The sequence below is a fragment of the uncultured Altererythrobacter sp. genome (assembly GCF_913057185.1).
GTDB lineage: Bacteria > Pseudomonadota > Alphaproteobacteria > Sphingomonadales > Sphingomonadaceae > Erythrobacter > Erythrobacter rubellus.
Window position 1 is genome coordinate 470462 of sequence record NZ_CAJXNK010000001.1, and the last position, 13401, is coordinate 483862.

At 57.2% G+C, this 13401-nt stretch carries 19 protein-coding genes; 11 read left to right on the forward strand and 8 right to left on the reverse strand.

What is annotated here, in order from left to right; all coding sequences use genetic code 11:
- Positions 1–24: 24 nt before the first annotated feature.
- The 3 genes from QZ487_RS02285 (at position 25) to rpsI (ending at position 1514) form a co-directional block, all read left to right on the forward strand.
- Positions 25–336 (forward strand): hypothetical protein, encoded by a 312-nt coding sequence (locus QZ487_RS02285; protein WP_296023147.1) that lies wholly within the window; start codon positions 25–27, stop codon positions 334–336.
- A gap of 174 nt (positions 337–510) precedes the next feature.
- Positions 511–990, forward strand: coding sequence for a 50S ribosomal protein L13 (rplM, locus tag QZ487_RS02290; protein WP_285976159.1), 480 nt, complete (start codon positions 511–513; stop codon positions 988–990).
- Positions 990–1514 carry a 30S ribosomal protein S9 gene (gene rpsI / locus QZ487_RS02295; protein ID WP_296023148.1) on the forward strand — a complete coding sequence of 175 codons (525 nt, stop codon included), beginning with the start codon at positions 990–992 and terminating at the stop codon, positions 1512–1514. Before rplM ends, rpsI begins: the two co-directional genes overlap by 1 nt.
- Before the next feature lie 65 nt (positions 1515–1579).
- Here the strand turns inward: rpsI and QZ487_RS02300 are convergent, their stop codons facing one another.
- Positions 1580–2335: a metallophosphoesterase gene (locus QZ487_RS02300; protein ID WP_296023149.1), complete on the reverse strand. Its 756-nt coding sequence runs from the start codon at positions 2333–2335 to the stop codon at positions 1580–1582.
- A gap of 39 nt (positions 2336–2374) precedes the next feature.
- Positions 2375–2641 (reverse strand): hypothetical protein, encoded by a 267-nt coding sequence (locus tag QZ487_RS02305; protein ID WP_296023150.1) that lies wholly within the window; start codon positions 2639–2641, stop codon positions 2375–2377.
- A gap of 205 nt (positions 2642–2846) precedes the next feature.
- On the opposite strand from QZ487_RS02305, the gene QZ487_RS02310 reads away from it, so the two are divergent.
- A complete protein-coding gene (locus QZ487_RS02310; protein WP_296023151.1) occupies positions 2847–3101 on the forward strand; it encodes a UrcA family protein in 255 nt (84 codons plus the stop codon).
- Positions 3102–3261: 160 nt separating this feature from the next.
- Here the strand turns inward: QZ487_RS02310 and QZ487_RS02315 are convergent, their stop codons facing one another.
- The 3 genes from QZ487_RS02315 to QZ487_RS02325 all read right to left on the reverse strand — a co-directional run bounded on the left by QZ487_RS02315 (position 3262) and on the right by QZ487_RS02325 (position 6850).
- Complete coding sequence (locus tag QZ487_RS02315) at positions 3262–4005, reverse strand: LytTR family DNA-binding domain-containing protein (protein WP_296023152.1); 744 nt, start codon at positions 4003–4005, stop codon at positions 3262–3264.
- On the reverse strand, positions 3992–5224 hold the full coding sequence (locus QZ487_RS02320; protein WP_296023153.1) for a sensor histidine kinase: 1233 nt from the start codon (positions 5222–5224) through the stop codon (positions 3992–3994). Before QZ487_RS02320 ends, QZ487_RS02315 begins: the two co-directional genes overlap by 14 nt.
- 99 nt (positions 5225–5323) lie before the next feature.
- Positions 5324–6850, reverse strand: coding sequence for a fumarate hydratase (locus QZ487_RS02325; RefSeq protein ID WP_296023154.1), 1527 nt, complete (start codon positions 6848–6850; stop codon positions 5324–5326).
- 176 nt (positions 6851–7026) lie between these two features.
- Here QZ487_RS02325 and QZ487_RS02330 point away from each other — a divergent pair, with 176 nt between their 5' ends.
- From QZ487_RS02330 to QZ487_RS02345, 4 genes are all read left to right on the forward strand, one after another.
- Entirely contained in the window at positions 7027–7614 is a 588-nt protein-coding gene (locus tag QZ487_RS02330) for a protein-L-isoaspartate O-methyltransferase (protein WP_296023155.1), read from the forward strand.
- 61 nt (positions 7615–7675) lie between these two features.
- Positions 7676–9103, forward strand: a complete 1428-nt coding sequence (locus tag QZ487_RS02335; protein WP_296023157.1) for a TolC family outer membrane protein — start codon at positions 7676–7678, stop codon at positions 9101–9103.
- Between the two features lie 56 nt (positions 9104–9159).
- Entirely contained in the window at positions 9160–9588 is a 429-nt protein-coding gene (locus QZ487_RS02340) for a DUF2497 domain-containing protein (protein ID WP_285976169.1), read from the forward strand.
- Positions 9589–9607: 19 nt separating this feature from the next.
- A complete protein-coding gene (locus QZ487_RS02345; RefSeq protein WP_285976170.1) occupies positions 9608–10003 on the forward strand; it encodes a (2Fe-2S) ferredoxin domain-containing protein in 396 nt (131 codons plus the stop codon).
- A 29-nt stretch (positions 10004–10032) separates the two neighbouring features.
- On the opposite strand, the gene QZ487_RS02350 is transcribed toward QZ487_RS02345, so the two are convergent.
- Positions 10033–10326 carry a hypothetical protein gene (locus QZ487_RS02350; RefSeq protein WP_296023159.1) on the reverse strand — a complete coding sequence of 98 codons (294 nt, stop codon included), beginning with the start codon at positions 10324–10326 and terminating at the stop codon, positions 10033–10035.
- Positions 10327–10446: 120 nt separating this feature from the next.
- On the opposite strand from QZ487_RS02350, the gene QZ487_RS02355 reads away from it, so the two are divergent.
- From QZ487_RS02355 to xth, 3 genes are all read left to right on the forward strand, one after another.
- Positions 10447–10878 (forward strand): CBS domain-containing protein, encoded by a 432-nt coding sequence (locus QZ487_RS02355; RefSeq protein WP_296023160.1) that lies wholly within the window; start codon positions 10447–10449, stop codon positions 10876–10878.
- Positions 10879–10931: 53 nt separating this feature from the next.
- Positions 10932–11261 carry an iron-sulfur cluster insertion protein ErpA gene (erpA, locus tag QZ487_RS02360; RefSeq protein WP_285976173.1) on the forward strand — a complete coding sequence of 110 codons (330 nt, stop codon included), beginning with the start codon at positions 10932–10934 and terminating at the stop codon, positions 11259–11261.
- Positions 11262–11341: 80 nt separating this feature from the next.
- Positions 11342–12139: an exodeoxyribonuclease III gene (gene xth / locus QZ487_RS02365; RefSeq protein WP_296023161.1), complete on the forward strand. Its 798-nt coding sequence runs from the start codon at positions 11342–11344 to the stop codon at positions 12137–12139.
- Between the two features lie 71 nt (positions 12140–12210).
- Here xth and QZ487_RS02370 read toward each other — a convergent pair whose 3' ends face one another.
- Positions 12211–12861 (reverse strand): cell wall hydrolase, encoded by a 651-nt coding sequence (locus tag QZ487_RS02370; RefSeq protein ID WP_296023163.1) that lies wholly within the window; start codon positions 12859–12861, stop codon positions 12211–12213.
- A 203-nt stretch (positions 12862–13064) separates the two neighbouring features.
- The gene (locus QZ487_RS02375) at positions 13065–13400 is read right to left on the reverse strand and encodes a DUF1491 family protein (protein ID WP_296023164.1); all 336 of its coding nucleotides are present in this window, start codon (positions 13398–13400) and stop codon (positions 13065–13067) included.
- Position 13401 lies beyond the last annotated feature (1 nt).

The window sequence follows — 13401 nt, forward strand, 5'->3', positions numbered from 1 at the left end:
CGCGCGATTGAAGTGGCGCAGCAGATGGCTGCAAGGAACGGCGCATCAACAACACAGCAACAGCAATTGCGCGCCGCGCTTGCACAAGTGCAGGCCGCCGGCAATTCCTTGCTTGATCGCCTGCCACGCGACCTTTTCTTTCCGCGCAACAACGGCTTTGCGGACAGGCGCCCGATCACTCTGCCTGACGGGCGCAGCGGAGTGTTCGAAGTAATCTATTCAGTCACGTCCCAGCCATTGAGTGGGCTGCTTGATCGGGCTGAAAGACAGGTTGTGACGCGGATTTGCGACACCGAACAAATCTCGTCCGAGCACTGGGAGTTGCGCGCAATCTGACACTTAGGGAGGTGGTGGTATTATTTTACCTCCCCCGAAAGGCGCGGTTTTGCTTGACTTGCGCGCCTTCACGCGACATTTGCGCCATGTTCTCGCAACCGCAGCATAAGTTGTCAGTGCGATTCGAAGCCGCGGCATTTGGTTGCGGCTTGTTTTATTTAGGAATGTGAACCCATGAAGGCGCTTAACAAGCAGACTCAGTCGGCAAAGCCGGCAGAGGTCGAAAAGAAATGGCACCTGATTGATGCAGACGGGCTGGTTGTTGGCCGCGTCGCTTCGATCATTGCCAATATCCTGCGCGGCAAACACAAGCCGAGCTACACTCCGCATGTTGATTGCGGTGACCATGTGATCGTCATCAATGCCGACAAGGTGAAATTCACCGGCAAGAAGATGTCTGATAAGGTCTATTACAAGCACACCGGCCACCCGGGCGGTATCAAGGAAACCACTCCGGCGAAGGTCCTGGAGGGCCGTTTCCCAGAGCGCGTGCTTGAAAAGGCTGTCGAACGCATGATTCCGCGCGGCCCGCTCGGCCGTCAGCAGATGCGTGCACTGCACCTCTACAATGGCACCGAGCACCCGCATGACGGGCAGCACCCTGAAGTGCTCGACGTTGCTTCCATGAACCGCAAGAACAAGGTCACCGCATAATGGCTGACGAAACCAAAAACGAAACCGTTTCGGATCTGTCGGATCTGAAGGAAATCGCTGGCGACGCACCAGCAGGTGATGCAGCCGAGATCGCAGCTGTTGCTGAGGTTCCATTGCGCGAGCAGGAACTCGATCAGTATGGCCGCGCATATGCAACTGGCCGTCGTAAGGATGCGGTTGCCCGCGTCTGGTTGAAGCCGGGCACTGGCAAGGTGACCGTCAACGGCCGCGATCAAGAAGTGTACTTTGCACGCCCTACGCTGCGCCTGATCATAAACCAGCCGTTCGCGATCACAGAGCGTGAAGGCCAGTACGACATCGTCGCTACCGTGCGTGGTGGCGGGCTTTCGGGCCAGGCCGGTGCGGTAAAGCACGGCATCAGCCAGGCTCTCGCCAAATATGAGCCTGCACTGCGTTCAACAGTGAAGGCCGCTGGCTTCCTGACCCGCGACAGCCGCGTGGTCGAGCGTAAGAAATTCGGCCGGGCGAAAGCACGCAAGAGCTTCCAGTTCTCGAAGCGCTGATTCCCAGCTCTTTGGCTCAAAGCAAGAGGGCGGCCTGTTCAGGTCGCCCTTTTTTGTTTCTGCGCTCAGAGAGCAAAATCGCGTTTTTCAACGTCGATCAAACCGGTCTGGTCGATCCGCAAGACATTGTAGGATGGCGGTGCGCCTTTGCGCAGACGCGTTGATAAGGTGCCAGCCCCGATCATCCGCATTGCGAAATTGTCACGCGAGCGGATCTGGTCAAACGGGAAATGAACGTGCCCCGTCAGCACAACCGTTGCGCCCGCTGCGGCCAGCTCCTTGAACGCCAGGTCTCCACGAATTGTCGGATTTTTCGCCCCGTCGCGCTCTGGCAAAAGCGGGTGATGGCACGCGATAATCTTGGGTCTGGGGTCATCGCGTAATTCTGCTAGCCGGTTGAGGGCTGCATCGAGTTTCTTGCGTGTGACAACCCCGTCGGACCATGGCCAGCGCATTTGTGCGGGCACATTGGTATCAAAAGGCACGATCAATGCGTGCTCAAGCTCTAGCTGGGCCCCTACCGCCTTGTCCAACGCGCCAAAGCGCGCAAATGGACTGCGGAAGCGCTCCCACAAATTGTAGTAGGGCATGTCATGGTTGCCCGGCTGCAGCATGATGGGGGTGTTGAGGCCAGCAAACCACTCAGCCGCCGCTGCATATTGCTGATGTGTGGCGCGCTGAGTGAGGTCACCGGTGCAAACAAGCGCGTCAGGTCGTTCTTCCCGCACTGCATTCTCGAACCAAGCCATAGCCGCGCGGTCCTCGACGCCGAAATGCGTGTCACTGACATGGAACAAAGTGGTGCTTGCGTGAATTGGCATAATCCCACGCCTAGCAGATCGGCGGCGCGGGTGAAGATGCTAAACGCGGTCCGTCAGGATCAGCCAGGCTGCAATCGCGTTGAGACCGGTATAGGCAAGATACGCCCAGGCGAGCCCAGGCCAGCCGTTCGCTGCGAGTAGCAAAGCTGCCAGCAGAACAAGGAATTCGGTCACCAAGGTTATCCGACCGCCGAGCTTGTGAACAATCCATGGCATTTGCCCAAGCAGTGGGTGGCCGCCCTCAAGCACCGCCTTATGCAACGCGAAATTGCCAATCCCCATTAGAAAGATGAACACTAAAGCCATTGTGACATTGTTACGTAATCACCCGTCGGTTGGAAATAGCTGTGCGTCGGTTGGTTTATGCAATCGGTCCGGCCACCCTCGCACCGATCGGACTGCTTGCTTCCATCGTCGAGCTTGCGCTGATGCCTCCTCAGCAGCTGGTATAACACAATCACACAGCGCGGGCTCACCCCCTTTTTATGCTCGGCTGTGAAAGGAGGATAGCATGAGACAAGGCATACTTGCAGCGGCAGGTGTTGGCGCGATGTTGATCGCAGCCCCTGCCTTGGCTGGCGCTGACAATCAGACCAGCCAGTCCAATGTCACCTACGAGGATTTGGATCTTTCGACCGAAGCTGGTCAGAAAGAGCTCGATCAACGGATCACAATCGCGGCACGCAAGACTTGCGGTTTGGGCAGACACACGACCGGAACCCGCACGGTATCGCGCGACCAACGCCGTTGCATCGCATCGGCCTAGCGCCAAGCGAAAAGCACCCTGGCGGCAGTAATTGAAGAACAAAGGCGGGGCGGCTGACCCTGCCAAACAGACCTGCACAATTCTGTGCAGACTAGCGGCCTGAACCCATACCAGTCCCAGGGTTCAGGCCGCTTCTTTTTTGAGGAACCGCAAGAAGAGCCTAGCGGCCGGCCATCGCCTTTACTTTCGGCAGATATGTTCGGCCGATCCGCAAGGCATCGCCGTTTTCCAGTTCAGCTGACCACACCCCCAAACCATCATGGCACAAGCCCCGAATACGGTCCTTGCGCAGAATCGTTGAACGGTGGATGCGGATGAATTCGGTTGGGTCGAGCCGTTGCTCCAACCCGGCGATAGTTTGCAGCAAGAGATAGCTGCGTTCGCCTACATGCAAGCGAACATAGTCTCGCTCGGCATCGATCCGGCTCACTTCGCTTACCGCGATACGCAACAATTCAGAGCGGTGCGGCACCCAAAGTTCTTCGAGCCATTCGCCCTTGCTTGCGCCGTTATTGCCACGACGCGAAGCCGCGCGTTCGATAGCCCGCGCAAGCCGATCCGATGCAACCGGTTTCAACACATAGTCGATTGCATCGAGATCGAACGCTTCGACGGCGAAGTGATCATGGGCGGTGACAAAGATTACTGCGGGGGGATTGCTGTATTTGGCAAGCTCCTTCGCTACTCCCAACCCGTCAAGTTCCGGCATGGTCATATCGAGCAAGACCAGATCGGGCGACAGCTTCTCGGCCAAGCGCAGCGCGGCGGCGCCATCGCTAGCGGTGCCAACAACATTGATAGTCTCGACCTCGGCGCAAATCACTTGGATGCGCTCCACCGCGAGTGGCTCGTCATCGACGATCAATGTGCGCAGCGGCGCTTCGGGGGGTTCAGTGTCTGCCATTGCGGGTCAACGGTATGCGCATTTCGGTGCGATAGCCGCCAGGAACAGGGCCGGATTCGAGCACAATGTCCGAACCAAAGCGAGCCTCCAGACGGTCACGGACATTGGCCAGACCAATACCGAAACCGTGTTTGGCGCTCTCGGGAACACCGGGCCCATCGTCGCGGACAACGATAACAAGCCGGTCAAATTCTTCGCGAGCTTCAACCGTGATCGTCACAGGGCGGTTCACTGGCGAGACCGCATATTTGACGGAATTCTCGATCAATGGCTGGAGGATCATGCCGGGCACTCGAGCGTCGGCAAGATCTGCCGGCAAATCGAAGATGCTCTTGAGGCGCTCGGGGAAGCGAACAGCCTCGATTTCAAGATAGAGCTGCTGCAAGTCGAACTCGTCATCGAGCGGAACGTCGCAGGTCGGATCGTCAGCCAGACTATGGCGATAGAAGCGCGACATGGTCTGGATCATTTGCTCGGCTGCTTGTGATTTGCCTGTCATCACCATGGATGACAGCGAGTTCAATGTATTGAACAGGAAGTGCGGGTTGACCTGATAGCGGAGTGATCGCAGCTCGGAAGCCTTCGCAACTTCGCGGAATTCGCTCGCGCGCCGTTCCGCCACGCGCACTTTCTCGCTGGTCAGCAGGGCCAGATATATCGAGCACCATGCCAGCATCAGAAAATAGCGGCTGAAGGCGATATCTGCGAGCGGTCCAATAAACGCGAACAACCCAAGAGACGCTTGCTGCCGCTCAAAATAGGCATCGCGTTCCTTGAGAAGGTTCGCTTCCACGTCAGCTCGTGCGATCGCCTCTGCTTCGCTTTCTTCGCTATATTCGCTTTCATCCAGCTCATCGTCGCCACCGATGATGTCGATGAACACTTCCTCCATCCGCTCATTCATGGTTGAGAAGACAAGATTGTTCATCTGCGCCAATACAAGCGCAGCAGGGAGCGAAAGAATCAGCGCCGCAGTCACTTTGGCCCAGAGCGGTTTCGCATCAAAGAAACGCAAGAACAGCCACAAAGCGATAGTTACAGCCACGCCGCCGATCACGACGATAGCGCGCAACACCATCATTTCGCCCGACATGCCGAAGCCAAGAATCTCCCAGCGAAGCGAAGCCAAGGCGTAATAAACCGCCCACAAGACGATGATGGAAATCAGGACCAGCTTGAATGTAACCCTCACGGGCTTGCTGTTTGCGACTTTACTCATTGGAATCGACATTACCCGCGCCCGTTCGGAAAGGCGAATCCGTCATCGGGCATGATATGCCGTTCATCGAAAGTTCATCGAGTCAGCAGGTTTTGCCGATCAGCTGTTTTCGAGCAATTTTCCCTTTGCGATCCGTGCCTTCCACTGCGCCGGTGCCAATTTGTGGACGTTAGTCCCATGACTATCGACAGCGACGGTCACAGGCATGTCTTTCACGGTGAACTCGTAAATCGCTTCCATGCCGAGGTCTTCAAATGCAACCACTTTGGCCTCTTTGATCGCGCGGCTGACGAGATAAGCCGCCCCACCAACCGCCATCAGATAGGACACTTTGTACCTGCTGATGACTTCAACCGCGTCATGTCCGCGCTCTGCCTTTCCGATCATGGCAAGCAGACCGAGATCGAGCATCATCTCGGTGAATTTGTCCATGCGGGTCGCGGTGGTCGGGCCAGCTGGGCCGACGACTTCGCCCATGACGGGGTCAACCGGGCCGACATAATAGATGGCGCGGCCCTTGAATTCGACCGGTAGCTCTTCGCCCTTGTCCAGCATGTCCTGAATGCGTTTGTGCGCCGCGTCGCGCCCGGTCAGCATCGCGCCGTTCAAGAGCAAGCGATCGCCGGCTTTCCAGCTCGCAACCTCTTCGGGGGTAAGATTATCGAGATCAACCCGTTTGGCTTCGCTATCAGGCGTCCATTCAACCTTGGGCCAAGCGTCCAGATCGGGTTGCGGCAGAAAGACCGGGCCAGAGCCATCCATAGTCACATGGGCATGGCGGGTGGCGGCGCAGTTCGGGATCATCGCCACAGGCTTGCCCGCTGCGTGACACGGCCAATCAAGAATCTTCACATCGAGAATAGTCGAAAGGCCGCCCAGGCCCTGTGCGCCCACGCCTTGCGCGTTGACCGCATCGAAGATGTCAATCCGCAGCTGTTCGATATCGTTCTGGGGCCCGCGCTGCTTCAGCTGCGCCATATCGATCGGGTCCATCAGGCTTTGTTTGGCCAGCTTGATGCAATGCTCTGCTGTGCCGCCGATCCCGATGCCCAGCATGCCCGGAGGACACCAGCCCGCGCCCATCGAGGGGATCTGTTCGACCACCCAATCGACGATATTGTCCGATGGGTTCATCATTTTGAACTTGGACTTGTTCTCGCTGCCGCCGCCCTTTGCAGCCACATCAATGCTGATAGTGCTGCCCGGGACCATCTCTACAGAGAGCACGCAGGGTGTGTTGTCGCGCGTATTGCGCCGCGTGAACGCCGGGTCAGCCAGAATCGAAGCGCGCAGCTTGTTTTCAGGGTGATTGTACGCGCGTTTTACGCCTTCATCGACGACATCCTGCAGGCTCTTGGCCGATTCGAGGCGGCAGTTCTGGCCCCATTTGATGAAAACATTGACGATGCCCGTATCCTGGCAAATCGGGCGATGCCCCTCTGCGCACATCCGGCTGTTCGTCAGAATTTGGGCGATCGCGTCTTTGGCGGCTCGCCCTTGTTCCACCTTGTAGGCTTCACCGAGCGCCTGAATGTAATCCATCGGATGATAGTAAGAGATATACTGCAGCGCGTCCGTGATCGTTTCAATCAGATCGTCTTCGCGGATAATTGTCATGTCGCTCATCGAAGCTGTGCTCCTGTCGGTCGATTCCCGTACCCTTTGGCTCCGTGGCACTTCTAAGTCCATCATCCAATTGCAAACAATAGCGCATGAGTTGCAAAGAACTTGGCTGACGAGCGCACAAAGGCTAGAGATGGTTGACGTAGTGTATTGTGTATGTAATACAGCCGGTGAATGCCATGACAAAGACTGATTCCTCCGCCGCCCGCAGGGCAATGATTGACAGCCAGCTGCGCACCAGCGGCGTGAACGAGCCATTCGTAATCGCGCGAATGGGCGGCGTTGCTCGCGAAGATTTCGTGCCAGCCGGCGCCAAGTCCATTGCCTATATGGACCGCGCGATTCCTCTGGGTGATGGCGCATTTCTCGCCGCACCTATAGTTCACGGCAAGATGCTGGCCGAAGCGCGTCCGGGCCTGGATGACAATGCGCTCGTGGTCACGAGTGGCTCGGCCTTTCTTGCTGAGTTGGTCAAGCCATTGGTCGGCAAGCTCGACACCAAATCGGTCAAAGAGATTGTCGACGGCAAGAAGGGTCGCAAGACCTATTCACTAATCCTGATCGATGGCGCGATCGAGGAACTGCCCGATACGCTGGCTAAGCGCCTCAAAGATAATGGCAGGATCGTAACCGGTGTGGTTGAGCGCGGCGTCACCCGCCTCGCAACAGGGCGCAAAGTGGCTGGAAACGTCGTGCTACAGCCGCTTGCCGATATCGGAATTCCCGTGCTGCACGCTTTCGACAAGCCCAAGGAATGGAGCTTCTAATCTGATGATGCGGAGCAAGACCTGCCGGCGCACAGCCGCGTTACTCGTTCTAAGCTCCGCAATGGTTCCGGCCACTGCGCAGGCTGATACGCTGCGCGAAGCATTGGCGGCAGCTTACGAAGCAAACCCTTCATTGGAAGCTGCGCGCGCGCAGCAGCGCGCAACCGATGAAGATGTCCCGATTCAAGCATCGCGGGGCGGCATTGATGTCAGCGCGGTCGCCAATCATATCGAGTTCACCAAGGTCTCGCCCAACAGCTTCACTGCGCCCGAGCGGCGTTTTTCGGCTGGATTGGATTTGACGGTCCCGATCTACTCTGGCGGCGCGGTCAATAATGGCATCAAAGCCGCCAAGGAACGCGTGGCTGCAGGTCAGGCTGATCTCCGTGGGACGGAAAGTTCGGTTTTCAGCCAGGTGGTCGCGGCCTATATGGATGTGCTGCGCACTGAAGCGCTGGCTATGCTTGCCGGCAACCAGGTCGAAGTGCTCACGATCAACCTTGAAGCGACCAATGACCGTTTCGAGATCGGCGAGCTTACGCGTACCGACATTGCGCAATCACAATCGCGGCTGGCCCTGGCGCAAAGCGATTTCCGCAATGCACAAGCAAATCTGATTTCTGCACGCGAGACATATATCCAGCTGATAGGTCGAGCGCCGCAGGATCTTCAGGCGCCGCCACCGCTGCCAGGCTTGCCCGATACTGTGGGTGAAGCTGTGGTCACCGCGCTCGACAACAACCCCGATCTGATCGCGGCAAAGGAACGTGCGGACGCGGCGGGCTATGATTCGGAAGTGGCGGGTGCTGGCCGCCTGCCGAAGATCGGCGGCTTTGTGAATTACGACTACACCGATTTCTATGGCACTTTGGGCGGCCCGATCTCAGCCAATTTTGCGCAGGATGAAACCACCGCCAACATCGGTGTTCAGGTGACTGTGCCAATTTTTCAGGGTGGTCGCCCCGCAGCTCAGCAACGTCAGGCCTTTGCACGCGAGACCGCTGCTCTTGAGAACGTGATCGCCACAGAGCGTAGCATCATCGCGCAAACTCGCGCCGCCTATGCCAGCTGGCAAGCGTCGCGGGCGGTGATCGAAAGTTCCGAGGCGGCGGTTTCCGCAGCCGAACTCAGTCTGGAAGGTGTGCGGGCCGAAAACTCGATAGGCAATCGTACGATTCTGGACGTTCTCAACGCCGAGCAGGAATTACTTTCTGCCCGCGCGCAATTGGTGACAGCCCGGCGCAATGCCTATGTCGCGGGATTCAGCGTGCTGGCGGCGATGGGCCGGGCTGAAGCACGCGACCTCAATCTCGATACTGGCGGCGTTCTCTATGATCCTCAGGTCAATTACGACCGGGTCAGGAGCAAGATCTTCGATTGGCAGCGCGACCCGGAGCCAGAGGCAAATTCAACCAGAACCGTTGACATCCCGGCTGCTGACGCGATGATTGGGCCGCCTGATGAATCGGGTGACGTGACAAATTATTGACGTCACAGAGACCTTGGGCCAACTCGGCAGTTGAAAAATCAGGGGTGTACGGCGCAATGGCGCACAGCAATAACGAAGCATCGGTCGAAGAAATTCTTGAATCAATCAAGAAGGTTATCGCGCGTGACAATCGCGAGATTCCACCTGCTGTGCGTATCCCGGAAGAAGGTGGCGCGATTGCGGACGAGGATGATGTCCTCGATCTGGGCGAAATGGAGTTCGCCGATGACGGCGAGATTGCTGACACTTCGCTGACGACGGACGCGGTCCAAAAATCGATGCGCGACAATTTCGAAGCGCTGGCGATGCTGGCAGAGCCCGGTGCAAGACCACAGATCGTCCGCTCGGGCGAAACATCGCTCGAAGGCATGGTCCGCGATATGCTGCGCCCGATGCTGGCCGAATGGCTCGACACAAACCTGCCTGGAATGGTCGAAAAGATGGTTCAGGCCGAAATCGCCCGGATTGCCGGCAAGCGCCGCTAGCCAATCCGGCAACGCATCAATGCCTGATCGCAGCCCTCTGGATGACGCCCGACTGGGCCTCGCAAAGCTAGGCGGCGAAACGATCGACCGTCATGTCTTTTTGTGTGCGATGAGCGAAAAGCAGAAATGTTGCGCGCGTGAAAAAGGTGTGGCCTCGTGGCAGTTTCTCAAGCGCCGATTGAACGAGCTGAAATTGGCCGGGCCCAAACGGATCAATCCCGAAGGCCGGCCTTGCGGTGGGGTTCAGCGCACCAAGGCAGATTGCCTGCAGGTTTGTGCCGCCGGGCCCATCGCTGTAGTCTATCCCGACCGCGTCTGGTACCACTCGGCAAGCCCTGACGTGCTGGAGCGCATTATCCAGGAACATCTGGTTGGCGGAACGCCAGTCGAAGAGTTCCGGCTTTCGAACGACTGACCGCAGTCGCCATCAACCTTCAACGTGGGCTAGTCTTCGTCATGTCTTGGCAGGTTGTTGTCGACCGATGCGTCATGCCCGGTGCCGTTTGACAGGAAAACCAACCCCATCAATGCACTGGTTAGCAGCATGGTGAAGCCGATCCCCAAAGCGACGGCGATGTAGAAATGGATCGAGACTGCACCGTTGAATTTGTAGAGTAGCGCGATTGCAATCAGCACCACACCCACGGTCAGCATGAACATGAATCGCATGATCCGGCGGTAGCGTGCCCAGGCGTATGCGGCGTTCTCGGGATCATCAAGCGGCGATTTACTGACCATGTGCTGCGACATGGGGCCTCGCAAGCCGCGATGCAATGTCCATTGTGAACCGATAGATTCGCCTTTTCGCAAAGAAGGTGGCATGTTTTGCAAGGAATCAGACAAGAGAGGAGAAAACCCATGACAATCGCGCGGATCATTGAGGGACGCCGCGGCGCCGAAGTCATCTCCTGCTACTCAAACGACACTATGCGAGAGGCCGTCGCCCTGCTCGCAAAAAAGCGGATTGGCGCTGTGCCTGTGATGCGCGGTGGTTCGGTTGTCGGGATATTTTCCGAACGTGATGTGATCTACAAGCTGGCGAACGAGGGTGAAGCCTGCCTCAATCGCCCACTCACAGATGTGATGACTGCGCCGCCCATCACCGTCGAAACAACAAGTCTGATCAACGAAGCATTGGCGCTGATGACAAGGCGCAGGATCCGTCACCTCCCCGTAATGGAGAACGGTGCCATGGTCGCGTTTATTTCGATCGGCGACCTAGTGAAATACCACACCGATGAGGTCGAGCACGAGGCAGAGGCCCTGCGCGAATATATCCAAACCGCCTGATCGGGCGCGCGGAGCTTGCTGTTTGGGCATTCGCACCCTAAATTTGCTCCATCATGGCTGAAACACTCACTCTGACACCGGCTGCGGCAAAGCGCGTATCCTGGATTGCCGAGAAGCAGTCCAAACCCGCAATCCTGCGCCTTTCAGTCGAGGGGGGTGGATGTTCAGGCTTTCAGTACAAATTCGATCTGGCTGATGCCGCCGAGGAAGACGATTCCATCAGCGAGACCGCTGGTGTGAAGTTAGTGGTTGATCCGATCAGTCTTGATCTGGTTTCCGGCAGTGTGGTCGACTTCGTAGAATCTCTCGGGGGTGCGGCCTTCAGAGTCGAAAACCCGCAAGCGGCGGCGGGTTGCGGCTGCGGGTCCAGCTTCGGGATATAGGGTTGGGGCCTTTGTGGTCAGCAGGATCACTCGCAATAAAGGTGTTTGATCGCGCGTGATCTTCGGGCACTAGTCGCCTCATGAAAATCGCGACCTACAATATTAATGGCATCAAAGCGCGGCTGCCGCGGTTGAAGGAATGGCTCACGGAAACCCGGCCAACCGTCGCATGCCTGCAGGAAATCAAAAGCATGGACGAGAATTTTCCGGCCCATGAATTTGAAGACGTTGGCTATCACGCAATCTGGCATGGTCAGAAGAGCTTCAACGGTGTCGCCATTCTGGTCGACAAAGAAGCTGGCCTTGGTCAACCCGCAGAGGTTCAGCGCGGCTTGAGGATCGACGGCCCGAACGATGGCGAGGGCGAACAGGCCCGCTATCTTGAGGTCGATGTTGGCGGTGTACGGATTGTTTGCATTTACCTGCCAAACGGCAATCCGCAGCCTGGGCCGAAATTTGACTATAAGATTGCCTGGATGGCGAAACTGCGCGAGCGCATGGCGCAAATCTGGGCTGAGGAGGTGCCAGCGGCTGTGCTGGGCGATTTCAACGTTATTCCGGAGGATAATGACGTCTGGGCAACCAAGGCGATGGCCGAAGATGCGCTGATGCAGCCGGAATCTCGTGGGGCCTATGCACGTCTACTAGCCGATGGCTGGACGGATGCGCTGCGCGCCCACAATCCGCGCGGTGGCGTTTGGACATATTGGGATTATCAAGCGGGCGCATGGCAGCGAGATCATGGATTCAGGATCGATCACATTCTGCTCAACCCGGAAACTGCAGACAGGTTGGAGGCTGTAGGAGTCGATAAGGACCATCGCGGGCGCGAAAAAGCCAGCGACCATGCACCTGTTTGGGCAGTGTTGCGGGACTAAAGCGCTCAAAAACCAAAAGGGCCCGCCTGTTCCCAGACGAGCCCTCTCAATATTATGAATGCGGGAATTCCTTACCGATAGAAGATATGCTGGTTGATTGTAGCGCGGGCCGTTTTCTTCCGGCTCCAGCTCGGACTCACATATTTCGCGTGGAAATAGAGCGCGTCTTCAGCCTCTGATTCCCACATACCTTCATGCGCGATGCGAGCGATTGCCTTCGCGCGTTTCCAAGCTTTCGAGCCTGTATTGATACGGGGCATAGCACCGCCACGAACGAATGAGAATTGGGCGCGCTGATAAACAACGCCGCAATAGCTTGATGGAAAGCGCGAACTGTCCGCGCGGTTGATCACAACTTGTGCCACAGCCAGCTGACCGGAAAGCGGCTCGCCGCGCGCTTCAAAGTAGATCGCGCCGGCGAGGCAGCGCATCTGCTCTGACAGTGTAAAATCGGTTTCAGTTTCGGAAACAAGTTCCCGCAGCGAAGTTGCGCGGGTTTCAGAGGAAACCTCTTCGCTCGGCTCGGCGAGTGGCTGAACCACTTCTTGTGCGACGAAAACAGGGAATGATGCCGGTTCGGCATCAGCAGCGACATCGATGGCCACCGCAGCCTCAGGATCCGTGTCCTGAGCTAAAGCGCTTGAAAGTTCAGCACTTGCGAATGTCAGGGCGAGAGCCACTGCCGCAGCAGCAATCCCGAGCCCATGGCTCCTTCGGGTCATATTGTCCGTTATTTTAAGCGGTGAGCTAGCTCCGTCGCAGGCTGGGACCGATACCTTTTGGTATTCAATAAGTGGTCCAATTTCATGGCCTGCCGGCCGCCCCCCGTCTGCGTGCTAGCGAGCTCGACCTCATTGCCGAGCATACGCCGCCTACGCGCCTAGAAGCTGGCGGGGCAAATAGGCGACTTTCCACGGAGGTCAAGTTAACGCGGCAAGGATGCGATGAACTGTGCGCCATCAGCGATATCTGCCTCCAAAACCCAGGTATCGGGGTCTTGTTGCTTGCGTCGCTCAATGTATTCGAAAATTTCTTCATGGTTTTTAGGGTTTTGCTGCTTTGCAGCAAGAAACGGTCGCGAACCATCCAATTGCGGCATCTTTTCGAAAAGAACTGCATTCTCACCGCGATAGAAAGTTAAGATAAGGATCGTTCCGGCATCTCTTTCGCCCTTGGCGGTAACCACTGCGAAACCTCCGGCGGCCTCGACCAGGCGAATAATGGCTGAAACTTCCAGATGTGCTGGTAGGCGCGCGTCCACA

Bases quoted from the DNA above. Each gene is read 5' to 3' on its own strand.
- QZ487_RS02320 (WP_296023153.1), bottom strand. From the start codon at position 5,224: ATGAGTAAAGTCGCAAACAGCAAGCCCGTGAGGGTTACATTCAAGCTG.
- QZ487_RS02350 (WP_296023159.1), bottom strand. From the start codon at position 10,326: ATGGTCAGTAAATCGCCGCTTGATGATCCCGAGAACGCCGCATACGCC.
- rplM (WP_285976159.1), top strand. From the start codon at position 511: ATGAAGGCGCTTAACAAGCAGACTCAGTCGGCAAAGCCGGCAGAGGTC.
- QZ487_RS02315 (WP_296023152.1), bottom strand. From the start codon at position 4,005: ATGGCAGACACTGAACCCCCCGAAGCGCCGCTGCGCACATTGATCGTC.
- QZ487_RS02310 (WP_296023151.1), top strand. From the start codon at position 2,847: ATGAGACAAGGCATACTTGCAGCGGCAGGTGTTGGCGCGATGTTGATC.
- QZ487_RS02370 (WP_296023163.1), bottom strand. From the start codon at position 12,861: ATGACCCGAAGGAGCCATGGGCTCGGGATTGCTGCTGCGGCAGTGGCT.
- rpsI (WP_296023148.1), top strand. From the start codon at position 990: ATGGCTGACGAAACCAAAAACGAAACCGTTTCGGATCTGTCGGATCTG.
- QZ487_RS02300 (WP_296023149.1), bottom strand. From the start codon at position 2,335: ATGCCAATTCACGCAAGCACCACTTTGTTCCATGTCAGTGACACGCAT.
- QZ487_RS02305 (WP_296023150.1), bottom strand. From the start codon at position 2,641: ATGGCTTTAGTGTTCATCTTTCTAATGGGGATTGGCAATTTCGCGTTG.
- QZ487_RS02325 (WP_296023154.1), bottom strand. From the start codon at position 6,850: ATGAGCGACATGACAATTATCCGCGAAGACGATCTGATTGAAACGATC.
- erpA (WP_285976173.1), top strand. From the start codon at position 10,932: ATGGCTGAAACACTCACTCTGACACCGGCTGCGGCAAAGCGCGTATCC.
- QZ487_RS02285 (WP_296023147.1), top strand. From the start codon at position 25: ATGGCTGCAAGGAACGGCGCATCAACAACACAGCAACAGCAATTGCGC.
- QZ487_RS02340 (WP_285976169.1), top strand. From the start codon at position 9,160: ATGGCGCACAGCAATAACGAAGCATCGGTCGAAGAAATTCTTGAATCA.
- QZ487_RS02355 (WP_296023160.1), top strand. From the start codon at position 10,447: ATGACAATCGCGCGGATCATTGAGGGACGCCGCGGCGCCGAAGTCATC.
- QZ487_RS02335 (WP_296023157.1), top strand. From the start codon at position 7,676: ATGGTTCCGGCCACTGCGCAGGCTGATACGCTGCGCGAAGCATTGGCG.
- QZ487_RS02330 (WP_296023155.1), top strand. From the start codon at position 7,027: ATGACAAAGACTGATTCCTCCGCCGCCCGCAGGGCAATGATTGACAGC.
- xth (WP_296023161.1), top strand. From the start codon at position 11,342: ATGAAAATCGCGACCTACAATATTAATGGCATCAAAGCGCGGCTGCCG.
- QZ487_RS02345 (WP_285976170.1), top strand. From the start codon at position 9,608: ATGCCTGATCGCAGCCCTCTGGATGACGCCCGACTGGGCCTCGCAAAG.